23 protein-coding genes are annotated in these 26648 nt (G+C 59.1%); 5 read left to right on the top strand and 18 right to left on the bottom strand.

Annotated features, from left to right (window positions below; translation table 11 throughout):
- Positions 1-68: 68 nt before the first annotated feature.
- Positions 69-821, top strand: coding sequence for a DUF2059 domain-containing protein (locus tag FHW68_RS13780; RefSeq protein WP_183680822.1), 753 nt, complete (start codon positions 69-71; stop codon positions 819-821).
- 125 nt (positions 822-946) lie between these two features.
- Here the strand turns inward: FHW68_RS13780 and FHW68_RS13775 are convergent, their stop codons facing one another.
- Positions 947-1894: an alpha/beta hydrolase gene (locus FHW68_RS13775; RefSeq protein WP_095633188.1), complete on the bottom strand. Its 948-nt coding sequence runs from the start codon at positions 1892-1894 to the stop codon at positions 947-949.
- Between the two features lie 97 nt (positions 1895-1991).
- Here FHW68_RS13775 and FHW68_RS13770 point away from each other — a divergent pair, with 97 nt between their 5' ends.
- Together FHW68_RS13770 and FHW68_RS13765 are read left to right on the top strand one after the other, a co-directional pair.
- Positions 1992-2570 (top strand): DUF6436 domain-containing protein, encoded by a 579-nt coding sequence (locus tag FHW68_RS13770; RefSeq protein WP_095633187.1) that lies wholly within the window; start codon positions 1992-1994, stop codon positions 2568-2570.
- Positions 2571-2673: 103 nt separating this feature from the next.
- Positions 2674-5085 carry a penicillin acylase family protein gene (locus tag FHW68_RS13765; RefSeq protein WP_183680820.1) on the top strand — a complete coding sequence of 804 codons (2412 nt, stop codon included), beginning with the start codon at positions 2674-2676 and terminating at the stop codon, positions 5083-5085.
- A gap of 230 nt (positions 5086-5315) precedes the next feature.
- Here the strand turns inward: FHW68_RS13765 and FHW68_RS13760 are convergent, their stop codons facing one another.
- From FHW68_RS13760 to FHW68_RS13725, 8 genes are all read right to left on the bottom strand, one after another.
- Complete coding sequence (locus tag FHW68_RS13760) at positions 5316-6206, bottom strand: ABC transporter permease subunit (RefSeq protein WP_095633185.1); 891 nt, start codon at positions 6204-6206, stop codon at positions 5316-5318.
- On the bottom strand, positions 6203-7084 hold the full coding sequence (locus FHW68_RS13755; protein ID WP_177409340.1) for an ABC transporter permease subunit: 882 nt from the start codon (positions 7082-7084) through the stop codon (positions 6203-6205). The genes FHW68_RS13760 and FHW68_RS13755 overlap by 4 nt, the downstream gene beginning before the upstream one ends.
- A gap of 35 nt (positions 7085-7119) precedes the next feature.
- Complete coding sequence (locus tag FHW68_RS13750) at positions 7120-8262, bottom strand: ABC transporter ATP-binding protein (protein WP_095633183.1); 1143 nt, start codon at positions 8260-8262, stop codon at positions 7120-7122.
- Positions 8263-8323: 61 nt separating this feature from the next.
- Positions 8324-9421, bottom strand: a complete 1098-nt coding sequence (locus FHW68_RS13745; RefSeq protein WP_183680817.1) for a polyamine ABC transporter substrate-binding protein — start codon at positions 9419-9421, stop codon at positions 8324-8326.
- A gap of 241 nt (positions 9422-9662) precedes the next feature.
- A complete protein-coding gene (locus tag FHW68_RS13740; protein ID WP_095633273.1) occupies positions 9663-10760 on the bottom strand; it encodes a polyamine ABC transporter substrate-binding protein in 1098 nt (365 codons plus the stop codon).
- Between the two features lie 182 nt (positions 10761-10942).
- Entirely contained in the window at positions 10943-12307 is a 1365-nt protein-coding gene (locus FHW68_RS13735; protein WP_095633181.1) for an aspartate aminotransferase family protein, read from the bottom strand.
- 57 nt (positions 12308-12364) lie between these two features.
- Positions 12365-13723 carry a glutamine synthetase family protein gene (locus FHW68_RS13730; RefSeq protein ID WP_095633180.1) on the bottom strand — a complete coding sequence of 453 codons (1359 nt, stop codon included), beginning with the start codon at positions 13721-13723 and terminating at the stop codon, positions 12365-12367.
- 37 nt (positions 13724-13760) lie between these two features.
- Positions 13761-14537, bottom strand: coding sequence for a gamma-glutamyl-gamma-aminobutyrate hydrolase family protein (locus tag FHW68_RS13725; protein WP_183680816.1), 777 nt, complete (start codon positions 14535-14537; stop codon positions 13761-13763).
- Between the two features lie 278 nt (positions 14538-14815).
- Between FHW68_RS13725 and FHW68_RS13720 the strand changes: the two genes are divergently transcribed.
- Both FHW68_RS13720 and FHW68_RS13715 read left to right on the top strand, forming a co-directional pair.
- Positions 14816-16192, top strand: a complete 1377-nt coding sequence (locus FHW68_RS13720; protein ID WP_095633178.1) for a glutamine synthetase family protein — start codon at positions 14816-14818, stop codon at positions 16190-16192.
- Between the two features lie 226 nt (positions 16193-16418).
- Positions 16419-17054: a TetR/AcrR family transcriptional regulator gene (locus FHW68_RS13715; RefSeq protein WP_095633177.1), complete on the top strand. Its 636-nt coding sequence runs from the start codon at positions 16419-16421 to the stop codon at positions 17052-17054.
- 133 nt (positions 17055-17187) lie between these two features.
- On the opposite strand, the gene FHW68_RS13710 is transcribed toward FHW68_RS13715, so the two are convergent.
- The 9 genes from FHW68_RS13710 to argA form a co-directional block, all read right to left on the bottom strand.
- Positions 17188-17403, bottom strand: coding sequence for a molybdopterin-binding protein (locus tag FHW68_RS13710; protein ID WP_003229256.1), 216 nt, complete (start codon positions 17401-17403; stop codon positions 17188-17190).
- A 105-nt stretch (positions 17404-17508) separates the two neighbouring features.
- A complete protein-coding gene (ssuB, locus tag FHW68_RS13705; RefSeq protein WP_183680814.1) occupies positions 17509-18315 on the bottom strand; it encodes an aliphatic sulfonates ABC transporter ATP-binding protein in 807 nt (268 codons plus the stop codon).
- A complete protein-coding gene (gene ssuC, locus FHW68_RS13700; protein ID WP_183680812.1) occupies positions 18312-19094 on the bottom strand; it encodes an aliphatic sulfonate ABC transporter permease SsuC in 783 nt (260 codons plus the stop codon). The genes ssuB and ssuC overlap by 4 nt, the downstream gene beginning before the upstream one ends.
- 9 nt (positions 19095-19103) lie before the next feature.
- Positions 19104-20252: an FMNH2-dependent alkanesulfonate monooxygenase gene (ssuD, locus tag FHW68_RS13695; RefSeq protein WP_095633174.1), complete on the bottom strand. Its 1149-nt coding sequence runs from the start codon at positions 20250-20252 to the stop codon at positions 19104-19106.
- 25 nt (positions 20253-20277) lie between these two features.
- On the bottom strand, positions 20278-21243 hold the full coding sequence (locus FHW68_RS13690) for a sulfonate ABC transporter substrate-binding protein (RefSeq protein WP_183680809.1): 966 nt from the start codon (positions 21241-21243) through the stop codon (positions 20278-20280).
- 101 nt (positions 21244-21344) lie between these two features.
- Entirely contained in the window at positions 21345-21938 is a 594-nt protein-coding gene (gene ssuE / locus FHW68_RS13685) for an NADPH-dependent FMN reductase (protein WP_095633172.1), read from the bottom strand.
- A 293-nt stretch (positions 21939-22231) separates the two neighbouring features.
- Positions 22232-22870, bottom strand: a complete 639-nt coding sequence (locus tag FHW68_RS13680; protein ID WP_183680807.1) for a peroxiredoxin — start codon at positions 22868-22870, stop codon at positions 22232-22234.
- A gap of 294 nt (positions 22871-23164) precedes the next feature.
- Complete coding sequence (locus FHW68_RS13675; protein WP_183680805.1) at positions 23165-24499, bottom strand: OprD family porin; 1335 nt, start codon at positions 24497-24499, stop codon at positions 23165-23167.
- Positions 24500-25241: 742 nt separating this feature from the next.
- Positions 25242-26540, bottom strand: coding sequence for an amino-acid N-acetyltransferase (gene argA, locus FHW68_RS13670; protein ID WP_183680803.1), 1299 nt, complete (start codon positions 26538-26540; stop codon positions 25242-25244).
- Positions 26541-26648: the final 108 nt, after the last annotated feature.

The raw sequence follows: 26648 nt of genomic DNA, 5'->3' as shown, positions 1-26648 counted from the left end.
ACCTGATACGAATTCTCGACAAGTACGAATGCCGCACGGAGAATAGTCGCCTGCTGACAGGAGTCCCTATGCGCCGTTTGCTTTTTTCACTGCTGATGTTCTGTGTTTTGCCCGCCTGGGCGGACGGCCACGACCAGTTGTACAAGGTTGCCGGTTGGCCAGAACAACGTGCGCACTTCAACGATGCTCTTTCTGCCGCTCAGCAGCGTTATCAGAACAGCCTGCCGCCGGCGGTGTTTCAGGCCTTGATCAACAACAGTAATCAGCGCTTTGCGCCCAAAGCCATGGATCAACGTGCTGAAGCGCAGCTGCGCAAAAAGCTTGCCGATCCGAAACCTGCATTGACCTTCTTCCAATCGCCCTTGGGCAGGAAAATCGTCGCCGCCGAACTGCTGGCGACCCGTCGCGATCAATTGGCCAAAAACGCCAAGGGTTTGCCGAGAATGCAGGCCAGCGATACCCGTCAGCTGATCATCGGCCACCTCGCCCAGGCCTTGCCTGCCCGCGAGGCCGGTGCTGAAGTCAGCCTCGCCATCGCGGGCGTGGCGGCCGACAGCCTGAGCTCGATGATCCCCGGCCTGCTCGGTGGCGGCCAGGCACAAGGCATGCTGAACGGCCAGCGCCAGCGTCTGATGGAGCAGATCGGCGCCGATCTGAATAACACGCTGCTGTATGTCTATCGCGACCTGTCGGATGAAGAACTGGAAGAGTTCGCCACATTTGCCGAGTCCGCTGAAGGCAAGGCTTACTACCAGGCAGCATTGGCGGCGATTCGGGCGGGGTTGGCGGTGGGGCAGAGTACGTCGAGCCTGGCCCAGTAATTTTTGGCGTCTGCCAAATCGCCTTCGCGGGCAAGCCCGCTCCCACAGTGGACCTGTGCAAGTCACCCATGGCCAATACAAAACCTGTGGGAGCGGGCTTGCCCGCGATGGGGCCCTGACTACCGCTAAAGATTCCGCCCCTTCATCCGCTTGCTCAAAAACCCGAAATACTCCTGCCGCAATCCGGCTGACTCATTCGCCAGATGATGCCGCGCCTTGGGCAGCATCAGCACTTGGGGCCGATCAAACTTGCCCCGCAATACATCAAGGTTGTGCTTCCAATCCACGGTCATGTCCGCCTGCCCCTGCACGATCAGCGGCTGCCGCGGGCTGCTCGGTGCCGCTTCGATGCGCTTGATCCAGCGCCCCAGCGCACCGACCCAGGCCGTTGGCAGACGCAGCGGCTGCAGCGGATCGGCTTGCAGGAATGCGAGGAAGTCAGGGTCGTTGGAATTCTCGCTGAAACGCCGGGCGATGCCTTTGACAAATGGCTTGAGCAGGTAATAACTGAGCTGCGACCAGCCCCAGGCTCGCGGCCGCACCAGTGGTGACAGCAGAATCACTTGCCCTTGGGCCGGACTGCTCGCGCCTTGATTGAGCACATGATCAATCACGATCGCCCCGCCGGTACTTTGCCCGCACAAATGCCAGGGCTGCGGAAGGCCGAGCGATTGCGCCTCGACCAACAGGCCTTGCAACGCGCTCTGATACTCGGCGAAGTCCTTGATGCTCGCCCGTTCGCCGCTGGACAGGCCATGGCCCGGCAGGTCACAGGCGATTACTGCAAAACCCTGGTCCAGCGCCCACTCGATCACATGCCGATAGAGCCCGGTGTGATCGTAGAAACCGTGAAACAGAAACAGCGTCGCCTTCGCCCGTTCGGGCCACCAGAGCTGGCTGACCACTTCATAGCCATCGACCTCGAAACGCCCCAGGCCACTGCGCAAGGTTCGCCGGGGGAAATCCAGCCCATAAAAATGCTGATAGGCCATGGCCTCGGTCGACAGCGGCTGCCACTCGGCCAATGGCCGCAGGCTGGCACGCAAATGATCGGGGTCGAAAGTGGCAGACATGGGCGATTCCAGAGCGCGAAATGGACTTTATGGGCCTGCGATATTCATCTGTCGCGGCAAGCATGGCAAGCTAGCCGACCTTCGAGGATTGAAACCCATGCGTCCGGTCTACCGCACCACATTGCTTGCCAGCCTGCTCGCCCTTGTGTGTGCCGGCGTGCTGTGGGCCGCCTATGACTGGTTTCAGGGGCGCTACTTGCGCGCCTTCAGTTCGCACACTGCGATGTTTTCCGGCGATCCATTGCGCCTGCCGGACGAGCTCGCCGGCCCCGGCGCCATTCGCCTGGTGCATTTCTGGGACCCGGCCTGCCCGTGCAATGTCGGCAATCAACAACACCTGACCGAACTGGTCGAGCAGTATGTACCGCAGGGCATCGAGTTCTATGCGGTTCAAAGGCCCGGCAGCCACGGTCAATTGCCCAGCACGTTGAGCCGCCTTAAAACCATCACGGTCCTGCCTGGTTCCGAACAAATCCCTGCCAGCCCGGCGGTGGCGATCTGGGACCGCAGTGGCAGGCTGGCGTATTTCGGTCCGTACAGCGAAGGCCTGACCTGCAATTCGAGCAACAGTTTTATCGAGCCCATCCTGCAAGCGCTGAACGAAGGTCGAGCGGTGAACGCCACCCATACGCTGGCGGTGGGTTGCTACTGCCCGTGGCCTGCTGAGATGCAGTAAAGGCATTGCTGACTTTTCCAGGACCGCGATGGCCGGCGCAGAAGGTCTGTGCTACACGTTTGCAGCCCCACGGGCGGCAATCCCGTAAGAACAAGGAGTCACCATGAAACGCGTCCTGACCGTACTTGCCGTGCTGATCATCGTGCTCGTCGCCGGAGGCGGCTGGTATGTGTACAGCAAGCAACCGACGCGTCAGGGCCAGGTGGCGTTGCAGCACCTGCAAGGTTCGGTGACCGTGCGCTACGACGAGCGCGGCGTGCCGCATATCCGCGCCGAAAACGAAACCGACCTCTACCGCGCCCTCGGCTACGTGCACGCCCAGGACCGACTGTTCCAGATGGAAGCCATGCGGCGCCTGGCCCGCGGTGAACTGGCCGAAGTCCTCGGCCCGAAACTGATCGACACCGACAAACTGTTTCGCAGCCTGCGTATCCGCGAACGGGCAGACAGTTATGTGGCCGCGCTGGATCGTCAGTCGCCGGCATGGAAGGCTCTGCAAGCCTATCTGGACGGCATCAATCAGTATCAGGACAGCCACGCGGCGCCCGCCGAGTTCGACGTGCTGGGGATCCCCAAGCGCCCGTTCACTGCCGAAGACAGCATCAGTATCGCCGGCTACATGGCCTACAGCTTTGCCGCGGCGTTTCGCACCGAACCCTTGCTGACTTACGTGCGTGAGCAACTGGGCGCCGAGTACCTGACCATCTTCGATCTCGACTGGCAGCCCAAGGGCGTGCTGGCCAAGAGGCGCGCCAACCCTGCACCGGCCCTCACCGCCAATGACTGGAAGGATCTGAATGCCCTCGCCCGTTTGAGTGAGCACGCCTTGGCCGACAATGGCCTGCCGCAATTCGAAGGCAGCAATGCCTGGGTGATTGCCGGCAGCCGCAGCAAAAGCGGCAAGCCACTGCTGGCCGGTGATCCGCACATTCGCTTCTCGGCGCCGTCGGTGTGGTACGAAGCGCACCTGTCGGCACCAGGCTTCGAGCTTTACGGTTACCATCAGGCGCTGGTGCCGTTTGCGTTTCTGGGCCACAACCTGGACTTCGGCTGGAGCCTGACGATGTTCCAGAACGACGACCTGGACCTGATTGCCGAGAAGGTCAACCCGGAGAACCCGAACCAGGTCTGGTATCGCGGCAACTGGACCGACCTGGTCAACACCGAACAACAGATCGCGGTCAAAGGCCAGCCACCGGTCACGCTGACCCTGCGCCAGTCGCCCCATGGCCCGATCATCAACGATGCGCTCGGCACTGCCGCCGGCAAAACACCGGTCGCCATGTGGTGGGCTTTCCTCGAGACGCCGAATCCGATCCTCGACGGTTTCTACCAGCTCAACCGCGCCGACACCCTGGCCAAGGCCCGCGCCGCCTCGGCCAAGGTTCAGGCGCCGGGGCTGAACATCGTCTACGCCAACGCCAAGGGCGACATCGGTTGGTGGGCCTCGGCGCTGCTGCCCAAGCGCCCGGCCGGGGTGAAACCCGGGTTCATCCTCGACGGCAGCACCCCTCAGGCGGACAAGGAAGGTTTCTACCCGTTCAGCGCCAACCCCCAGGAAGAAAACCCGGCGCGGGGCTATATCGTCTCGGCCAACTTCCAGCCAGTGTCGCCGACCGGCATGGAAATTCCCGGTTACTACAACCTTGCCGATCGCGGTCAGCAGCTCAATCGTCAACTCAGCGACAAAAATGTGAAGTGGGACAACGAGTCCGGCCAGAAGCTGCAACTGGGCACCACCACCGACTACGGTCCGCGCTTGCTCGCGCCGTTGCTACCGGTACTGCGTGAAGGGGTGAGCGATCCCGCCGAGCTCAAACTCGTGGAGCAACTGGCGCAATGGACTGGCGATTACCCGCTGGACTCGATCAGCGCCACGCTGTTCAACCAGTTTCTGTTCAACCTCGCCGACGCCGCGATGCGCGATGAACTGGGCAACGACTTCTTCGAAACGCTGCTGCCGACCCGGGTGATCGATGCCGCACTGCCGCGTCTGGCGGCCTCCGCCGATTCACCGTGGTGGGACAACCGCAACACTTCCGGTAAAGAGACCCGCGCCGATACGGTCAAGGTGGCCTGGCAAGCGAGCATGGCTCACCTCAAGACCACCCTTGGCGCCGACTCCGCACAATGGCAGTGGGGCAAGGCACATACCCTGACCCACGGCCATCCGCTGGGAACGCAAAAGCCACTGGAGCGGATCTTCAATGTCGGGCCATTCGCGGCGCCCGGCACCCATGAAGTGCCAAACAACCTCTCGGCCAAGATCGGCCCGGCGCCGTGGCCTGTGACTTACGGCCCGTCGACGCGGCGGCTGATCGACTTCGCCGACCCGGCCCACAGCCTGACCATCAACCCGGTCGGCCAGAGCGGCGTGCCGTTCGACCGTCACTATGACGATCAGTCCGAGGCGTATATCGAAGGGGTTTATTACCAGGCGTATTTAAACGATGAAGAAGTGACGGCCAATACCCGCAGTACGTTGAAGCTGTTGCCAGCGCGTTCAGGGCAATAGATTTCTGTTGGTTTAACTGACGTCATCGCGGGCAAGTCGAATCGTCGCACCGCCGCTCCCACAGGTTTTGTGTTGATCACAAAACTGTTACTTCACACCGATCACTGTGGGAGCGGGCTTGCCCGCGATAACGGCATCACCGTCAACATAGATATCGACGGACAGACCGCTATCGCGAGCAAGCCTGGATTTGGGTTGGCCCCGCAACGGTGGTCAACCCGGCCTCAGGCTCAAGCCGCTTCCGGCGCCTGCGTCCGACGCACGTCCGGTTGTTTCCAGGAGTCGGCGGCGCCTTCTTCGATGGCCTGCTGGATCGCACGCTTGCGAATCTCTTCGGCACGACGGCTGAAGAACCAGACCAGGAACGTGACGAACGACACCGCCAGCAGAATCAGGCTGGCCACGGCATTGATCTCAGGCTTCACGCCCAGGCGCACCGCCGAGAACACTTCCATTGGCAGGGTCGTGGAACCCGGACCCGATACGAAGCTCGCCAGCACCAGGTCATCCAGCGACAAGGCGAACGACATCATCCCGCCCGCCGCCAGCGACGGCGCGATCATCGGGATGGTGATCAGGAAGAACACCTTCCACGGCCGCGCGCCCAGGTCCATGGCCGCCTCTTCGATGGACAGGTCCAGCTCACGCAAGCGCGCCGACACCACCACCGCCACATACGCCGCACAGAACGTGGTGTGGGCGATCCAGATGGTGACGATGCCGCGTTCCTGCGGCCAGCCGATCATCTGCGCCATGGCCACGAACAGCAGCAACAGCGACAGACCGGTGATCACTTCCGGCATCACCAACGGCGCGGTGACCAGACCACCGAACAGCGTGCGGCCCTTGAAGTGGGTGATACGGGTCAGCACGAACGCCGCCAGTGTCCCCAGTGCCACCGCGGCAATCGCCGTGTAGCAGGCGATTTCCAGCGAGCGCACCACCGAGCCCATCAGTTGGGTGTTGTCCATCAACCCCACGTACCACTTGATCGACCAACCGCCCCACACCGTCACCAGTTTGGAGGCGTTGAACGAGTAGATCACCAGGATCAGCATCGGCGCGTAGATGAACAGCAAACCCGCTACCAGCATGAAACTCGAGAAACGGAAGCGCTTCATTCCTTGCCCTCCATTTCTTTGGCCTGACTACGGTTGAACAGAATGATCGGCACAATCAGGATCGCCAGCATCACCACCGCCAGCGCGGACGCCACCGGCCAGTCACGGTTGTTGAAGAACTCTTGCCAGAGCACTTTACCGATCATCAGGGTTTCCGGACCGCCGAGCAGTTCCGGAATCACGAACTCGCCCACCACCGGGATGAACACCAGCATGCAGCCGGCAATGATGCCGTTTTTCGACAGCGGCACGGTGATCTTCCAGAAACTGTTGAAGGTGCTCGAACCCAGGTCCGACGCGGCTTCCAGCAGGCTGGTGTCATGTTTGACCAGGTTGGCGTAGAGCGGCAGGATCATGAACGGCAGATAGGAGTAAACGACCCCGATATAAACCGCGAGGTTGGTGTTGAGAATCTGCAGCGGCTGGTCGATCCAGCCCATGCTCATCAAAAAGCCGTTAAGCAAACCGTTGTTGCTGAGAATGCCCATCCACGCATACACGCGGATCAGGATCGCGGTCCAGGTCGGCATCATGATCAGCAACACCAGCACCGTCTGCAGCTCTTTGCGGGCACTGGCAATGGCGTAGGCCATCGGGTAGCCGATCAACAGGCAGAGGACGGTGCTGATCAGCGCCATCTTGAGCGAACCCAGGTAAGCGGCGATGTACAAATCGTCGTCGCCGAGCATCGCGTAGTTGCTCAGGTTAAGCAGCACCTGGAGCTTCTGGTCGATGAAGCTGTAAATTTCGGTGTACGGCGGAATGGCCACGTCGGCTTCGGCAAAGCTGATCTTCAAGACGATGAAGAACGGCAGCATGAAGAACAGGAATAGCCAGATGAACGGCACCCCGATGACCAACTGGCGGCCACCGGGAATTATTCGATTGAGCCGGCGTTTGAATTTGCGCAGGTTCATGAGCGAAGTACCACGCCGCTGTCGTCTTCCCACCACACGTAAACCTGGTCACCCCAAGTCGGGCGCGCGCCACGGCGTTCGGCATTGGCGACGAACGACTGGACGATCTTGCCGCTCGGCAGTTCGACATAGAACACCGAGTGGCCACCGAGGTAGGCGATGTCATGCACTTTGCCGCTGGACCAGTTGTATTCGCAGGTCGGCATGGTCGGCGTCACCAGCAGTTTTTCCGGACGGATCGCGTAGGTCACGGATTTGTCCTGCACCGACGTGCTGATGCCGTGGCCCACATAAATCTGCCGGTCCAGGTCCTTGCAGGTGATGATCGCGTGGCCTTCGGCGTCGTCGATCACTTCACCGTCGAAGATGTTGACGTTGCCGATGAATTCGCAGACCAGACGGCTGGTCGGGGTTTCGTAGATGTCGATCGGGCTGCCGATCTGGGCGATCCAGCCCAGGTGCATGATCGCGATGCGCTCGGCCATGGTCATGGCCTCTTCCTGGTCGTGGGTGACCATCACGCAGGTCACGCCGACCCGCTCGATGATTTCCACCAGTTCCAGTTGCATTTGCGAACGCAGCTTTTTATCCAGCGCGCCCATTGGCTCGTCGAGCAGCAACAGCTTCGGTCGTTTGGCCAAGGAACGCGCCAGCGCCACACGCTGACGCTGGCCACCGGACAATTGATGCGGTTTACGCTTGGCGTACTGAGTCATCTGCACCAGTTTGAGCATGTCGGCCACGCGCGCATCGATTTCAGCGGCAGGCAGTTTGTCCTGCTTGAGGCCGAAGGCGATGTTCTGCGCCACGGTCATGTGCGGGAACAGCGCGTAGGACTGGAACATCATGTTGATCGGCCGCTCGTACGGCGGCATGTCCGTGATGTCGACGCCATCGAGGTAAATGCGCCCCTCCGTGGGCCGTTCGAAACCTGCCAGCATCCGCAGCAAGGTGGATTTGCCCGAACCCGAGCCGCCGAGCAAGGCGAAGATTTCGCCTTTCCTGATTTCCAGGGACACGTCGTCCACGGCAATCGTCTCGTCGAACTTTTTTGTGACCCGGTCGATTTTGACCAGCACCTGTTTAGGTGTCTGGTCGCCCTCGAGGGCTTTCTTATAGGCGCCGGAGGCAACTGCCATTTACGAAACTCCCAACAGAATTTGCAGTTCGCCCAACGTGGCGAACCTGGATAGTTTGCAGCTATTTGCCCGACTTGACCTTGGTCCAGCTGCGCGTCATCAAACGTTGAATGTTTGGTGGCAACTCGGTGGAAACGTAGGTCTTGTCGAGGACCGCTTGCGGTGGATAGACCGATTCGTCGGTGCGTATGGACTGTTCCATCAGTTTGTCCGACCCGGGATTCGGGTTGGCGTAGCCTACGGAATCGCTGACCTGGGCAATCACCTCGGGTTTCAGCAAATAGTTGATGAAGGCATGGGCTTCCTTGACGTTGGCGGCATCCTTGGGGATCGCCAGCATGTCGAACCAGAGCGCGCCGCCCTCTTTCGGAATCGAATAGGCGATGTTTATGCCTTTGCCAGCTTCAGCCGCGCGGGCCTTGGCCTGGAACATATCGCCGGAGAAACCGATCGCCACGCAGATATCACCGTTGGCCAGGTCTGCGATGTATTTGGACGAGTGGAAATACGTCACGTAAGGCCGCACCGCCAGCAACTTGGCTTCGGCCTTTTTGTAGTCTTCAGGGTTGGTACTGTTGGCATCCAGGCCCATGTAGTTGAGGACCGTGGGCATCATTTCATCGGCGGAGTCGAGGAACGCCACGCCGCAGCTGTGCAGCTTCTTGATGTTCTGCGGTTCGAATACCACATCCCAGGAATCGATCTTGTCGAGACCCAGCACGGCCTTGACCTTGTCGACGTTGTAACCGATGCCGTTGGTGCCCCACAGATACGGTACGGCGTACTGATTGCCCGGATCATTCTGCTCCAGGCGCTTGAGCAGCACCGGATCGAGGTTGGAATAGTGGGTCAGCTTCGATTTGTCGAGCTTCTGGAAAGCCCCGGCCTTGATCTGCTTGCCAAGGAAGTGGTTGGACGGCACGACCACGTCATAACCGGTACGCCCGGCCAGCAACTTGCCTTCCAGGGTTTCGTTGGAATCGAATACGTCATACACCGGCTTGATGCCGGTTTCTTTCTGGAAGTCGGCCAGGGTGCTCTCACCGATGTAGTCCGACCAGTTATAAATATGCACCGTGCCAGCCGCCTGAGCACTGACAGCGAGTGTCAGCCCGGCGCCGACCAACAGGGCATTGCGCAACAAAGAAAAAATAGGCAAGTGGAGGTCCTCTAAAATTAGTTGGGCCCAAGTTGCCCCGCGTTACATGACAGCCATGGCTGCCTGACAACAAAACCGGCGCGCAACTTACCCTCGAAAAACCGTTCCAGCAAAACTTTTATGCAGAACCCTGTAGCAGCTGCCAAAGGCTACGTTCAACTGCGAAGCAGTTGTGCTGTCGAAAAGCGGAGGTCCTTGGGACCTCAACGCAGCCTGCGGCAGCTGCTACAGGGTTTATGGCTTATTTACCGGATTTGATCTTGGTCCAGCTGCGAGTCAGGATCCGCTGGGTGGCGGCCGGCAAATCGGCAATCGCGTACAGCTTGGCCAGTACTTCTGCTGGCGGGTAGATGCCAGGATCGCTGGTGATTTCTTTATCGACCAATGCGGTAGATGCCGCGTTACCGTTCGGGAAACGCACGGCGTTGGTGATCTCGGCCATGATTTCCGGCTTCTGCAGGAAGGTCATGAACTTGTAGGCGCCTTCGACGTTTTCGGCATCTTTAGGGATGGCGACCATGTCGTAGAAGCTGCCGGCACCTTCTTTTGGAATGTTGTAGCTGACTTTCACCTTGTCACCGGCTTCAGCGGCGCGAGCCTTGGCCTGGTAGATGTCGCCCGAGTAACCCACAGCGACACAGATGTTGCCGTTGGCCAGGTCGGAGATGTATTTGGACGAGTGGAAGTAGCCCACCGAAGGACGGATTTTGAGGAACAGCGCTTCGGCTTCAGCCAGTTGTTTCTTGTCCTGGGTGTCGGTTGGATAGCCCAGGTAATGCAACGCCACCGGAATCATCTCGGTTGGCGAATCGAGGAAGCTGATACCACACGACTTCAACTTGGCAGCGTTTTCAGGTTTGAACAGCAAGTCCCAGGAGTTGGTCGGCGCATCGGCACCCAGTGCAGCCTTGACCTTGTCGGGGTTGAAACCGATACCGATCGAACCCCACATGTAAGGGAAGGCGTGTTCGTTGCCCGGGTCGCTTACCGATACGGCTTTAAGCAGGTCCGGGTTCAGGTTTTTCCAGTTAGGCAGCTTGGACTTGTCCAGCTTCTGGTAAACGCCGGCCTTGATCTGCTTGGCCAGGAAGTTGTTCGACGGCACGACGATGTCATAGCCGGACTTGCCTGCCAGCAGCTTGGCTTCCAGGGTTTCGTTACTGTCGAACACGTCGTAGACGACTTTGATACCCGACTCGGCTTCGAACTTCTTGACGGTATCCGGTGCGATGTAATCGGACCAGTTGTACACGCGCAGCACTTTGTCGTCCGCCTGAACGGCGCCCGCCATCATGCCCATCAGGGACATGGCGAGGAGGGTCTTGCCAGCTATCTTCATACCTAATGCCTTCATGGGTAATGCTCCAGTTTTTCTTTTTAACCACGTGCTCGGCGGCCGGTTACCGGGCATCCGAACAACCGTTAGTCTGGCAAGTTCCAAGGCAGGCTTTCAAGGAAAGACCCATCCTTTGTTTGCACTGAACGAAGTGCAAACTTCGCACCTCGTTCAGAGCCTAGCACTTAGCCCTGCAACGCACTCAGGGTCAGGTCCAGGCACTTGCGCGCCTTGGTCACCAACTCGTCGATTTCAGCCGGTGTAATCACCAGGGGCGGAGCAATGATCATGGTGTCGCCGACGGCGCGCATGATCAGGCCGTTTTCGAAGCAGAACGTGCGGCAGATCATGCCGACACCCTTGCCTTCGTAACGTTTGCGGGTGGCTTTGTCCTGGACCAGTTCAATGGCCCCCAACAGACCGACCCCACGCACTTCCCCCACCAACGGGTGATCGCTCAGTTCCCGTAGACGCTTTTGCAAATAAGGTGCCGTTTCTGTCCGCACGCGCTCGACAATTTTCTCGTCGCGCAAGATGCGGATGTTTTCCAGCGCCACCGCAGCGGCCACCGGGTGCCCGGAATAGGTGAAACCGTGGTTGAAGTCGCCACCTTCGTTGAGCACCTCGACCACGTCGTCATGCACGATCAGGCCGCCCATCGGGATGTAGCCGGACGTCAGGCCCTTGGCGATGGTCATCATGTGAGGTTTGAGGTCGTAGAAATCGCTGCCGAACCATTCACCGGTACGGCCGAAACCGCAGATCACTTCGTCGGCCACGAACAGAATGTCGTACTTGGCGAGGATTTCCTTGATACGCGGCCAGTAGGTGTCTGGCGGGATGATCACGCCGCCGGCGCCCTGGATCGGCTCGGCAATAAAGGCACCGACATTGTCGACGCCGACTTCCAGAATCTTCTCTTCCAGCTGATTGGCCGCCCAGATACCGAACTCGTCCGGCGTCATGTCACCGCCTTCGCCGAACCAGTACGGCTGGGCAATGTGGACGATGCCCGGGATCGGCAAGTCGCCCTGTTCGTGCATATAGGTCATGCCACCCAGGCTCGCGCCGGCCACGGTGGAGCCGTGATAGCCGTTCTTGCGACTGATGATGACTTTCTTCTTCGGCTGGCCCTTGATCGCCCAATAGTGGCGAACCATCCGCAACATGGTGTCGTTGCCTTCGGACCCGGAACCAGTGAAGAACACGTGATTCATGCCTTCAGGCGCAACGTCGGCAATGACCTTGGCCAGTTCCAGCACCGGCGGGTGAGCGGTCTGGAAGAACAGGTTGTAATAAGGCAGTTCGCGCATCTGTTTGCTGGCGGCATCGGCCAGCTCATCGCGACCGTAGCCGACGGCGACGCACCACAGGCCGGCCATGCCGTCGAGGATCTTGTTGCCTTCGCTGTCCCAGAGGTAAACGCCCTTGGCATGGGTGATGATCCGCGGGCCTTTTTCTTTCAGCTGCTTGAAGTCGCTGAACGGGGCCAGGTGGTAATCACTGCTCAGGGCTTGCCATTCACGGGTTTGCGGGTTGTTGCTGGTCATGCCAATTCTCCTTGGATTCCAGTGAAGGCGCGGCGATTGACAGCCGCGCTCGGCGCATCAGACGGCAAAGAGCAGGAATTCCCGCTCCCACGAACTGATCACGCGCTTGAAGTTTTCATGCTCGGCTCGCTTGACCGCGACGTAGCCCGTGATGAATTTCGTGCCCAGGTATTTTTCGATGGTCTTGCTGTTTTCCATGCGATCCAGGGCATCTTCAATGGTCAGGGGCAGGCGCAGGTTGCGTCGCTCGTAACCACGACCCACGACCGGCGCACTGGGGTTATGCCCTTCGACCATGCCGATCAAGCCACACAACAGGCTGGCGGCGATGGCCAGGTAAGGGTTGGCATCGGCACCCGGCAGACGGTTTTCCACCCGACGGTTCTGCGGCCCGGCGTCCGGAACCCGCAGGCCTACGGTGCGGTTCTCTTCGCCCCACTCCACGTTCACCGGGGCCGAGGTATCCGGCAGGAAGCGGCGGAATGAATTGACGTTGGGAGCGAACAACGGCAGCAGCTCAGGAATGAATTTCTGCAGGCCACCGATGTGGTTGAGGAACAGCTGGCTCATGGTCCCGTCTTCATTGGAGAAAACGTTTTTGCCGGTCTCAAGGCTAATGATGCTCTGGTGCAAGTGCATGGCGCTGCCTGGCTCGCCGGTCATGGGCTTGGCCATGAAGGTCGCCGCCACGTTGTGCTTGAGCGCGGCCTCGCGCATGGTGCGCTTGAACACCAGAATCTGGTCGGCCAGGGACAGGGCATCGCCATGACGGAAGTTGATTTCCATCTGCGCCGTGCCGTCCTCGTGGATCAGCGTGTCGAGGTCCAGCTCCTGCAGTTCGCACCAGTCGTAGACGTCTTCGAACAACGGGTCGAATTCGTTCGCCGCTTCAATCGAGAAAGACTGACGGCCGGTTTCCGGGCGACCGGAGCGGCCAATCGGCGGTTGCAGCGGGTAGTCCGGGTCATCGCTGCGCTTGGTGAGGTAAAACTCCATTTCCGGCGCCACGATCGGCTGCCAGCCGTGGTCGGCGTAGAGTTTGAGCACCTTTTTGAGCACGTTGCGTGGCGACAGCTCGATCGGGTTGCCTTGCTTGTCGTAAGTGTCGTGAATCACGATGGCGGTGGGCTCGATGGCCCATGGCACCAGAAACACCGCGTTCTGGTCGGGACGGCAGATCATGTCGATGTCGGCCGGGTCGAGCAGTTCGTAATAGATGTCGTCTTCGACGTAGTCGCCGGTGACGGTCTGCAACAGAACGCTTTCGGGCAGGCGCATGCCTTTTTCAGCAATGAACTTGTTGGTCGGCGAGATCTTGCCCCGGGTAATGCCCGTCAGGTCGCCAATCATGCATTCGACTTCTGTGATCTTGTGGTCTTTCAACCAATCGGTGAGCTGGTCGAGGTTGTTACTCATAAATGCCTCTTAGGCTGAGTTTCCTGACTCTTATAAGTCAGGCGTTGTTTGACGCATCGGCGTCGCGTTGTAGTGCGCGCTTGCGGCAGGCATCGCCAAATGCCTGGAAAATCGCAAGGTAGTCAGGATTCAAGCTTACCTGCCATTCGGGATGCCATTGCACCCCTAAAGCAAAAGCCTTGCCTTCGATGACAGAGATGGCTTCGATCAACCCGTCGGGAGCCACCGCTTCCACGCGAAGGCCTGGCGCCAGACGCTCGATGCCCTGACCGTGAATCGAATTGACTTCAATCTCGCTCTTCAGGCCCAGCCTGGCAAGTACACCGCCCGGCTGAACGTGTACAAGGTGCCTTGGCGCGTATTGCCCTTCCAGCGGCAGGCTGTCGTCTTCACGGTGATCCATGAATGGACCGGCCTCGTGAACCTTCTGATGCAGACTGCCACCGAACGCCACATTCATTTCCTGGAAGCCGCGGCAAATACCGAGCACGGGCACACCCGCCTCGACAGCAGCGCGGATCAGCGGGAGAGTGATGGCATCGCGTGCAGAATCATGAGCAGTACCTGGCGCACTGGCCGGGCCTTTATAGTGAAACGGTTCTATATTGGAAGGAGAGCCTGTAAAGAGAATGCCGTCCAGAGCGTCCAGAATATCGGACGATGTCAGTAGATCCGCCAGGGATGGAAGAATCAACGGCAGGCCCTTGGCAGCTGAAGCCACGGCGCGTACGTATTTGTCGCCACTGATGTGATAAGCATGCAGACCGATCTGCTTTGAGCAGGCGGTGACGCCGATTAACGGCAGGCGAGACATGAAGCACCCCGGTATTATTGCTGTTATGGGTTTGAATCGAGCTTAGCCTTGTTCATTTTTTTACACAACACCCCCGTAAAAAATACAACACGGCCCGCTCAAGCTCGCGGGCGCCAAGAAGGCTGAAGGCAAAAAAATGCCCCAAAGTGCCTCAAAAAAGCCCGGCCAGTGCTTTTTTAGGGCAAAAAAGGCCTCACTTGACTTCGGCATGCCGTTCGGGTTGACTGGAATCCGAAGAGATCAATGATTGATATTTTTAACAACAAAGGTGTTGCATCATGTCGGTACCCCCGCGTGCCGTTCAGCTTAACGAAGCGAACGCGTTCCTTAAGGAACATCCTGAGGTTCTGTACGTTGACCTTCTGATTGCGGATATGAATGGTGTGGTGCGCGGCAAGCGCATTGAACGCACCAGCCTCCACAAGGTTTACGAGAAAGGCATCAACCTGCCGGCCTCTCTATTTGCTCTGGATATCAATGGCTCGACGGTGGAAAGCACCGGCCTGGGCCTGGACATCGGCGATGCTGACCGAATCTGTTATCCAATCCCCGATACCCTGTGCAATGAGCCCTGGCAGAAGCGCCCGACCGCGCAACTGCTGATGACCATGCACGAACTCGAAGGTGATCCTTTCTTCGCCGACCCGCGCGAAGTCCTGCGACAAGTCGTAGCCAAGTTTGACGAGATGGGCCTGACCATCTGCGCCGCGTTCGAACTGGAGTTCTACCTGATCGACCAGGAAAACGTGAACGGTCGCCCACAACCGCCGCGCTCGCCGATCTCCGGCAAACGCCCGCATTCGACCCAGGTCTACCTGATCGACGACCTCGACGAATACGTCGACTGCCTCCAGGACATTCTGGAAGGTGCGAAAGAGCAAGGCATTCCGGCCGACGCCATCGTCAAGGAAAGTGCCCCGGCACAGTTCGAAGTGAACCTGCACCACGTGGCCGACCCGATCAAGGCCTGCGACTATGCGGTCCTGCTCAAGCGTCTGATCAAAAACATCGCCTACGACCATGAGATGGACACCACCTTCATGGCCAAGCCTTACCCAGGCCAGGCGGGTAACGGTCTGCACGTCCACATCTCGATTCTTGATAAAGAGGGCAAAAACATTTTTGCCAGCGAGGATCCCGAGCAGAACGCCGCACTGCGTCACGCGATCGGCGGTGTGCTCGAGACCCTGCCGGCGCAGATGGCTTTCCTCTGCCCGAACGTCAACTCCTACCGTCGTTTCGGCGCCCAGTTCTATGTGCCGAATTCGCCGTGCTGGGGCCTGGACAACCGTACCGTGGCCATTCGCGTACCGACCGGTTCCTCCGATGCCGTGCGCATCGAGCATCGTGTCGCCGGTGCCGACGCCAACCCGTATCTGTTGATGGCTTCGGTTTTGGCGGGCGTGCACCACGGCCTGACCAACAAGATCGAGCCGGGCGCGCCCGTGGAAGGCAACTCCTACGAGCAGAACGAGCAAAGCCTGCCGAACAACTTGCGTGATGCACTGCGCGAGCTGGACGACAGCGAAGTCATGGCCAAGTACATCGATCCGAAATACATCGACATTTTTGTTGCCTGTAAAGAGAGCGAGCTGGAGGAGTTCGAACACTCCATCTCCGACCTCGAATACAACTGGTACCTGCATACCGTTTAAGCGGTTGCAGTAAAAACAACGCCGCCGGCTGATAAGGCCGAGCGGCGTTTTTTTATGGCCGCCTACGGCGGATCGCGGGCAAGCCCGCTCCCACAGGGATCGTCTGCGTATTCAATATCTGCATTCAACACATGACATTGTGGGAGCGGGCTTGCCCGCGATGGCGGCCGGGAAGACAACACACAACTCGACTCGTACAATGCCCGCTGCCCCGCAGGAGACTTCAATGACGCGCACCGCCACTATTCGCAAACCCCGCGCCCGCAGTCAGGCCCGGATCGACTCGATACTCGATGCCGCCCGCACGCTGCTGGCCGCCGAGGGCGTGGCCAGCCTGTCGATTTACAGCGTCGCCGAACGCGCGGAGATTCCACCCTCCTCCGTCTACCATTTTTTCGCCAGCGTCCCGGCCCTGCTTGAGGCCCTGACCGCCGATGTCCATGCCGCGTTTCGTGCCTGCCTGCAAGCGCCAATCGATCACCACGCCCTCAACGGCTGGCGCGACCTGTCACGCCTGGTGGAACAACGCATGCTTGCCATCTACGACGAAGACGCCGCCGCCCGTCAACTGATCCTCGCCCAGCATGGCCTGACCGAAGTCACCCAGGCCGACCGCCAGCACGACATCGAACTCGGCGACCTGATGCACAAGCTGTTCGACCACCATTTCGAATTGCCGAGGTTGCCCAGTGATGTCGATGTGTTTGCACTGGCCATGGAGCTGGGCGATCGGGTGTATGCGCGCTCGGTGCAGCAGCATGGGCAGATCACGCCGCGGATGGCTGAAGAAGGGATGCGGGTGTTTGATGCCTATTTGGGGCTTTATCTGCCGCCATATTTGCCCAAACGCGAAGTGCTTTGATCATTCCCACGCTCTGCGTGGGAATGCCTCTTCGGACGCTCCGCGTTCGGCTTGTGGGACGCAGAGCGTCCCGGGCTGCATTCCCACGCAGAGCGTGGGAACGATCAGTCCTCCGGGGGGTTGGCGCTCGTGCTTACAATTTGGCGATCGATACCTCGGTGGATTTCACAAACGCGATCACTTCACTGCCGACCACCAGTTCCAGCTCTTTCACTGAACGGGTGGTAATCACCGAAGTGACGATGCCGGAGGCCGTCTGCACGTCGATTTCCGACAGCACGTCACCCAGCACGATTTCCTTGATCGAGCCTTTGAACTGGTTACGAACGTTGATGGCTTTGATAGTCATAAGATTTCTCCTGAGGTCGAAATGAGCTGCAAGTTGCAAGCTACAAGCTGCAAGAAGAAGCAGAGCGCTTTACTTGCAGCTTCAAGCGTGAGGCTTGCGCTGCTCTTATTGCGCCCAACGCAATTGCGCAGGCAGTGGTGAAACAGGTTCCGGTGCCGGCGGTTGGCCTGGCAGGGACAGCACGCGGTTGAGCACTTCGGTTTCCAGCGCCGCCAGCCGATGGGAGCCACGGGGCCGAGGGCGCGGCAGTTCCACAGGCAGGTCGAGGCCGACTTCGCCCTCTTCAATCAGAATCACCCGATCGGCAATTGCCACCGCTTCGCTGACGTCGTGGGTCACCAGCAACACGGTGAAGCCATGCTGTTGCCAGAGCCGTTCGATCAACTGCTGCATTTCGATTCGGGTCAGGGCATCCAGTGCGCCCAGCGGTTCGTCCAGCAACAGCAAGCGCGGTTGATGGATCAACGCGCGGGCCAGGGCCACACGCTGCTTCTGCCCGCCGGACAACGCTGCCGGCCATTCGTGGGCGCGATCCGCCAGGCCGACGGCGTCCAGCGCTTGCAATGCTTGCGGCCGCCAGTTGCCCTTGAGCCCGAGACCGACGTTGTCGATGATCTTTTTCCAAGGCAGCAAACGCGCTTCCTGGAACATCAACCGAGTGTCTTCCCGTGCATTGCTCAGCGGCGCGGAGCCTGCATGCAGCTCTCCCCCGGTGGGTGTGTCGAGACCGGCGAGCAGGCGTAGCAAAGTACTTTTGCCGCAGCCGCTACGCCCGACCACCGCCACAAACTGCCCGGCCGGAATGTGCAAATCGATTTCACGCAACACTTGCCGCGAACCGAAGGTTTTTTGCAGCTTGCCCACCGCCAGCGGGATACCGCGCCGCAGGCGTGGAGGTTGTTGAGCTGTCATGCGGCACCTCCCTTGGCAACCTGATAAGCCGGATGCCAGCGCAGCCACACACGCTCAAGCCCACGCGCCGCAAGGTCGGCCAGCTTGCCGAGCACCGCGTACAACAGAATCGCCAGCACCACCACGTCGGTCTGCAAGAATTCCCGGGCATTCATCGCCAGGTAGCCGATGCCCGAGCTCGCGGAAATGGTTTCCGCCACGATCAAGGTCAGCCACATGAAGCCCAGGGCAAAACGCACGCCGACCAGAATCGAAGGCAGCGCGCCCGGCAAAATCACTTGGCGAAACAGGCTGAAACCGGACAGGCCGTAACTGCGCGCCATCTCCACCAGCGCCGGGTCGACGTTGCGAATGCCGTGATACGTGTTGAGGTAGATCGGGAATAACGTGCCCAACGCCACCAGAAAAATCTTCGCCGTCTCGTCGATGCCGAACCACAGAATCACCAGTGGAATCAGTGCCAGGTGCGGCACGTTGCGGATCATCTGCACCGAGCTGTCGAGCAGGCGTTCGCCCCATTTCGACAAGCCGGTGATGAAGCCCAAGGCCAGGCCGATGCCGCCGCCAATGACGAAACCGAGCGCCGCGCGCCAGCCGCTGATGGCCAGGTGAGTCCAGATTTCACCGCTGCCGACCAGGCTCACACCGGCTTCGATCACCGCGATCGGCGCCGGCAGAATCCGCGTCGACAACCAGCCCGTCGACACCGACAACTGCCACACCGCCAGCAACAAGACCGGCAACGCCCAGGGCGTGAGGTTGTGGATGATTTTCTTCATGGCGGCAACTCAGCGCTGGGACGCGGCTTTGGGAAGAATGTCGTTGGCTACCATCTCGCCGAACGGGCTGACGTAACCGCCACTTTTTGGCAACTGCGCACGCTCGATATCCAGGTGCGGGAACAGCAACTCAGCCACGCGATAGGATTCTTCCAGGTGTGGATAACCGGAGAAGATGAACGTATCGATGCCCAGGTCCGCGTATTCCTTCACGCGAGCGGCCACGGTCGGGCCATCGCCGACCAGCGCCGTTCCGGCCCCGCCGCGCACCAGACCAACACCGGCCCAGAGGTTGGGGCTGACTTCCAGATGGTCGCGGCTGCCACCATGCAACGCGGCCATCCGTTGCTGGCCGACCGAATCGAAACGCGCCAGAGACGCCTGGGCACGGGCGATGGTGTCATCGTCCAGATGCGAGATCAGTCGCTCCGCCGCTTGCCACGCCTCGGCATTGGTTTCGCGAACGATCACATGCAGGCGAATACCGAAGCGCACGGTGCGACCGAGCTTCGCGGCTTTGGCACGAACCTGTTCGATTTTTTCCGCCACGGCGGCAGGCGGCTCGCCCCAGGTCAGAACCATTTCGACCTGCTCTGCCGCGAGGTCTTGGGCGGCTTCCGACGAGCCACCGAAATACAGCGGCGGGCGCGGTTGCTGGATCGGCGGATAGAGCAACTTGGCACCCTTCACGCTGATGTGCTGACCGTCGTAATCAACCGTTTCACCTTCCAGCACCCGGCGCCAGATGCGGGTGAATTCCACCGAGGCCTGATAGCGTTCCTCGTGACTGAGGAACAAACCGTCGCCGGCCAGTTCTTCCGGATCGCCACCAGTGACCAGGTTGAACAGCGCCCGACCGCCAGACAAGCGATCCAGTGTCGCGGCCTGACGCGCCGCCACCGTCGGGGAAATGATCCCGGGCCGCAGGGCAACCAGAAACTTCAAGCGCTGGGTCACCGGGATCAGCGATGCGGCCACCAGCCACGAGTCTTCGCAGGAGCGACCGGTAGGAATCAACACCCCGCCAAAGCCCAGACGATCCGCCGCTTGCGCGACCTGTTGCAGGTAACCGTGATCGACGGCGCGAGCGCCTTCGGCGGTGCCAAGGTAATGGCCATCGCCATGGGTAGGCAGGAACCAGAAGATATTAAGGCTCATGGAGTGGTCTCCTCAGGGAATCGAATTACGGCGCTTTGGCCACGGTGGCAGGTGGCGTCCAGATCACGTCTTTAATGCTCAAGGGTTTGGGAATCAGCTTGAGCTGGTAAAAGCTGTCGGCAATTTTTTGCTGGGCGGCGGCGACTTCCGGCGTCAGGAACAGCGCGCCGTAGCCCTGGCGTTTCATCGAGGTCAGGGTGATGTCCGCTGGCAGGCCAAGCAGTGGCGAAACTTGCCGGGTCACGTCCTCGGGATTGGCCTTGGACCATTCGCCAACCGCACGCACTTCTTCCACCAGCGCCTTGATCACTTGAGGATTTTTCCGCGCGTAAGGTTTGGTCGCCAGGTAGAACTGATGGTTGTCGACGAGGCCCTCGCCGTCGCGCAGCGTGCGTGCTTGCAGTTGCTGTTCGGCGGCGGCCTGGTACGGGTCCCAGATCACCCAGGCATCGACACTGCCACGCTCGAATGCAGCGCGGGCATCGGCCGGCGGCAGGAACACGGTCTGGATGTCGGTGTATTTGAGGCCGGCGTCTTCAAGCGCACGCACCAGCAGGTAGTGCACGTTGGAGCCCTTGTTGAGCACGACTTTCTTGCCCTTGAGGTCCTGCACCGATTTGATCGGCGAGTCCTTCGGCACCAGGATCGCTTCGCTGTGGGGCGCTGGCGGTTCGTAGGCGACATAAAGCAGATCGGCGCCGGCTGCCTGAGCGAACACGGGCGGCGTTTCACCGGTGACGCCAAAGTCGATGGAGCCGACGTTCAGGCCTTCGAGCAGTTGCGGGCCACCGGGGAATTCAGTCCATTGCACGTCCACGCCTTGAGCGGCGAGGCGTTTTTCCAGTGTGCCCTTGGCTTTGAGCAGCACCAGGGTGCCGTACTTTTGATAACCGATCCGGAGTGTCTCGGCCTGAACTTGAGTAATGGCGCCGAAGGTAACAGCCGCAGCAAACAGAGCGACCAGACCACGACGCAAAATGACAGTGCGCATAGCGCTCTCCTTTTTGCAGTTGGGTTTTGGCTGCACCTGCTTGGCCGTTAGCGGCTGAGTAAGGTGAGTACTTCAAATTCATATGTGGTTTGAGGGCTGGCTTAAATGCTCCAGCGAGCACTCAACAAACGTTCGTTCAACAGGTTCGGATCGAGCGGTTTGGGCCGTCGAGCCATGGCGCTGAAAAACTGCTCCAGCGCTTCAAACAATCGTTGCGCAAGCTCCGGCGCCAACTGCGCCTGGGCGCTGCCCTCGCCGTAAGCGATCTGGCTGTCCACAGCGAAAATCCCCTGTAGCATTTCCTGAGCTTTCAACGCTGACAGCACCGGTTTGAGCGCGTAATCCACCGCCAGCATATGAGCGATGCTGCCGCCGGTAGCCATCGGCAAAACCACCTTGTGGTTGAGGGCACGTTCGGGCAGCAGATCGAGCAAGGTTTTCAGCGCACCTGAGAACGACGCCTTGTAAACCGGCGTGGCGATCAGCAAACCATCGGCGTTTTCAATCTGTTGCAACAGGTCGATCACTTTCGGGCTGTCGAAGCGGGCATGCAGCAAATCTTCGGCCGGGAAGTCCCGTACCTGGTAATTCACCACTTCCACACCTTGCTCTTGCAACCAGCGTCGCGAGCGCTCCAGCAAAACCCCGGAACGGGAACGCGGGCTGGGACTGCCACCGAGTGAGACGACCAGCATTCAGACATTTCCTTGAGCGATGTTGGCGATTTCGCGGCGTGCGATCTCGCGTCGATGGAGTGACATTAACAGCTGATTCATATATCCATAAATCATATTTATTCATTTGTTTATTCTTTTAATGAATATGGCGATGGTCTTTCCCGGACAAAAAAAGAGCCGTCGAAACGGCCCAAAATCCCCTGCTTTGGTAGACCTGTAGGAGCGAGGCTTGCCCGCGAACGGTACAACTCGGTATCTCTCTGGCCCCGCCCAAATACGCCTTCGCGGGCAAGCCTCGCTCCTACAGAAAATCAACGATTCGGCTGTGGCGTCAGGCGTAGGTACGGCTTCACCGCGCGATAACCTTTGGGAAAGCGCTGCCTGATTTCATCTTCGTCCTTGAGCGACGGCACGATCACCACTTCATCACCGTCCTGCCAGTTGGCCGGGGTGGCCACTTTGTAGTTGTCGGTGAGCTGCAGCGAATCGATCACCCGCAAAATTTCATTGAAATTACGGCCGGTACTCGCCGGGTAAGTAATGGTCAGCCGAATCTTCTTGTTCGGATCGATCACGAACAGAGAACGGACGGTCAGGGTGTCATTGGCGTTCGGATGGATCAGGTCGTACAGGTCGGACACTTTACGGTCCGCATCGGCGAGTATCGGGAAGTTGACGATGGCGTTCTGGGTTTCGTTGATGTCCTCGATCCACTTGTGATGCGAGTCCACCGGGTCGACCGACAGAGCAATGGCTTTGACGCCGCGCCGTGTGAAGTCATCCTTGAGCCTGGCGGTGAAGCCCAATTCGGTGGTGCATACCGGCGTGAAGTCCGCCGGATGGGAAAACAACACGCCCCAGCTATCGCCCAGCCATTCATGGAAACGGAGAGTCCCCGCGCTGGAATCCTGTTCGAAGTCGGGGGCGATATCGCCAAGTCTGAGGCTCATGGTGCGGCTCCTTGTGAGTGCTTGTTGAGCCCAACTGTGCCTGCGTTCGATATTAATTAAAAAGAATAAATATCGATTTATTTAGATTAAAAATGAATATTAAAAATCTATTCACTGGACCTGAATAGTCATCGAGACGAACATCGGCCACAAGGTTCGAGAAGGCCTTGAGTTGCTGCAAAAGAGGGGAATTTCAAGGAGGGTTTACGGGGGTGAGCCCCCCTTGAAAACGCAAAAGCCCCGCCTGGCGAGATGCCGGGCGGGGCTTTTTTTGCGTCGGCTACGTGAGCGTTATTACAACAGCGGGATCGAGTAGCTGACGATCAGACGGTTTTCGTCCTGATCGCGAACGCCCGGGATGTCGGTGCGCCACGTCGCGTTTTTCCACATGACCCCCACATTTTTCAGCGGGCCTTCTTGCACAACGTAACCTACAGTCAGGTCGCGCTCCCACTCGGAGCTGTTGTTGCCTGCTGGCGCAGTAGAGGTTCTGTTGGTGTCGATATCGTCGCCATGCAGGTAAACCACACCGGCGGTCAAGCCAGGCACGCCGACTTTGGCGAAGTCATACGAGTAGCGAGCTTGCCAGGTACGTTCGCCGGCACGGGCGAACTTCTGGATCTGACTGTCGGTAGTAAGGTAAGCCGACGAGCCATCGCCCTGGTTCAGCCAAGGGAAATCGCTGCTGCCATTGCTGACCTGGTAACCGCCACCGAAGGTGTGACCGGCAACGGTGTACAGGAACAGACCGCTGTACAGATTGTTGTCGACCTTACCTTTACCGTTGGAGGTGCTGCTGTAGTTGCCGTTGCTGTAATAAGCCGGAGTGTTGCTATTGAGACCATCATCGGAGCTGTTGAAATAACGCAAATCAGATTTCAACACGCCCGGACCGATCGACCAGTTGTGCACCAGACCCAGGAAGTGCTGCTTGTAGAAATCTTCCAGGTTGCCGTAGTAGTACTGGGCAGTCAGGTCTTTGGTGATTTTGTAGTCACCACCGGCATAGATGAACTTATTGCTGTTAGCGGTACGCGCAGCCGCGCCACCGATGGACAACTGCTCATTGTTGCTGGAGTTACGGCCTTTAACGTGCTCGATTTGACCGCCAATAAGGGTCAGGTCCTTGATCTCGCCGGAGGTGATCTGGCCACCCTGCCAGGTTTGTGGCAGCAGACGACCGTCGTTGGTCACGATCACCGGCAGTTTTGGCTGCAGGGTGCCCAATTTCAGTTCGGTCTGAGAAATCTTGGCTTTTGCAGTCAGGCCCAGGCTGGAGAAGTTATCAACCGCTTCGCCATTGGATTCGCTTGGGAAAACGGTGCCGCCGTAAGAGGTAGCAGTGGCACCATTAGTGCCGCCGCCCGAATCCAGCTTGATACCCAGCAAGCCGATGGCATCAACACCGAAGCCTACGGTTCCTTGGGTATAACCGGAAATGAAGCGCAGATCGAAGCCTTGGCCCCATTCTTCGTTCTTGTTCGCACCGGAGCCATTACGGTTATCTGTATTGATGTAAAAGTTACGCAGCCCCAATGTAGCCTTGCTGTCTTCGATAAAACCGGCGGCGCTTGCCTGCTGCGCCAAAACCCCTACGGCCACTGCCAGGGCCAAGGTGGACTTCTTCATTGTTTCGCTCCTCTCGTTCTAATTTTTATGCTCTTTGGTCCAGGGTCTAACGCCCCGGATCCAAGATGCGCGATTAGCACTGGTCCATGACTGACAAGTCAATCGTAACCATGTGTGTCTACGACCAAGGTCTAACCGCCGTGATTTGCTCCTGCAGGTTAATGACTTCCTTATAAACCCAAAAAGAATTATTTAGCTCTTTTTAATATTCTTTAGGAATATAGCTCGGTCGCCAGTATCCGAACCGGGACACAAGGTATCGGCTCATAAGCTAATTCCTAAATGGTATTTATTGACGTTTTTTTAGATCGATTAGCTTTCGACGTATTCCCCAAACGTCAATCAGTATCGAAAAGGCGACGCCCATGATGGCCAAGCGCGCACTATCCAGTCAAATTGTTACAGTTTGTGTATCGCTGATATTTTCTTTTTTCCGCCGACGGAGAGGGTCGTTCACAGGATTTACGCCAAGATGACCGGCGCCAATAATGTGCCGAAGCACGCGCCAGCTCGGCATTTGCAGCCAAGGCGATGGGCGAAACAGCGAAGTGCTGGAAGGGACAAGGAAGGTCGAGATGCAGCCGGATTATTCGCCGTATGTCAGCGCGAAATTCATCACTGAGTAACACCCCCGCCCCGGTAGGAGCGAGGCTTGCCCGCGAAGAGGCCATATCTGCCGACACAAGTGTTGAATGTCAGGCCGCCTTCGCGAACAAGCCTTGCTCCTACAAGGCTTGGGGCATCACAGGGCTTTTTCGAAGATCTTCGAATTACGCTGATAGTTGTAAAGCGACGCCCGCGCCGACGGCAGGCGTTCGACGCTGCTTGGCACAAAGCCCCGCTCACGGAACCAATGGGCCGTCCGGGTCGTCAGCACGAACAGGGTTTTCAGCCCCTGGGCCCGGGCGCGGGTTTCGATGCGCTCCAGCAATTCATCGCCGCGACCACCATGGCGGTACTCCGGATTCACCGCCAGACACGCCAACTCCCCGGCATCCGAATCGGCAATCTGATACAGCGCCGCGCAGGCGATGATCATCCCTTCACGTTCGACCACGCTGAACTGCTCGATCTCACGCTCCAGCACCTCCCGGGAACGCCGTACCAGAATGCCCTGCTCTTCCAGCGGGCTGATCAAGTCCAGCAAACCGCCGACGTCCTCGATGGCCGCCTCGCGCACCACCTCGAATTGCTCCTGGGCCACCAGTGTACCGCCACCGTCACGGGTGAACAGTTCGGTCAGCAGCGCGCCATCTTCGGCGTAACTGACGATGTGGCTGCGCGCCACCCCGCCCCGACACGCTTCAGCGGCCGCATCCAGCAGCTCGGCTTGATAGTTGTTGCCCAAACGCTGCAAGTGAGCGGGTACTTGCTGCGGTCGCAATTCGCGGACCAGCCGGCCATTTTCATCGATCAAGCCAGGATCGACGCCGAACAGCAGCAGCTTGTCCGCCCCCAGATCGATAGCGGCGCGGGTGGCAACGTCTTCGCAGGCGAGGTTGAAGATCTCACCGGTCGGCGAATAACCCAATGGCGACAACAGCACGATGGAGCGTTCGTCCAGCAGGCGATTGATGCCCTTGCGGTCAACCCGGCGCACTTCGCCGGTGTGGTGGTAGTCGACACCTTCAAGTACGCCAATCGGCCGTGCCGTGACCAGATTGCCGCTGGCCACCCGCAGGCGCGACCCCTGCATTGGCGAGGAGGCCATGTCCATGGACAGCCGGGCTTCGATGGCGATGCGCAGTTGACCCACCGCATCGATCACGCACTCAAGCGTCGCCGCATCGGTGATGCGCATGCCGTGGTGGTAATGCGGAATCAGGCCGCGAGCAGCGAGGCGGGTTTCAATTTGCGGGCGCGAACCGTGAACCAGCACCAGTCGCACGCCCAGGCTGTGCAGCAGCACCAGGTCGTGGACGATGTTGCCGAAGTTCGGGTGCTCCACGCCGTCGCCGGGCAGCATGACGACAAACGTGCAATCGCGGTGGGCGTTAATGTAAGGCGAAGCGTGACGAAGCCAATTGACGTATTCGGGCATGAACCTGGGCCTGTAATAAATAGCAGCCGAAAAAAGGGTAAAGCAGTAAACGCACAGCGGGCTGATGGTTATCGTCGGAACAGGCTTGGCGACACGCGCGCTCTCCTC

The organism is Pseudomonas sp. Tn43 (assembly GCF_014192635.1).
Classification (GTDB): Bacteria; Pseudomonadota; Gammaproteobacteria; order Pseudomonadales; family Pseudomonadaceae; genus Aquipseudomonas.
The sequence above is the reverse complement of the archived record's forward strand: the minus strand, read 5'-3'. Positions and strand labels throughout refer to the sequence as shown.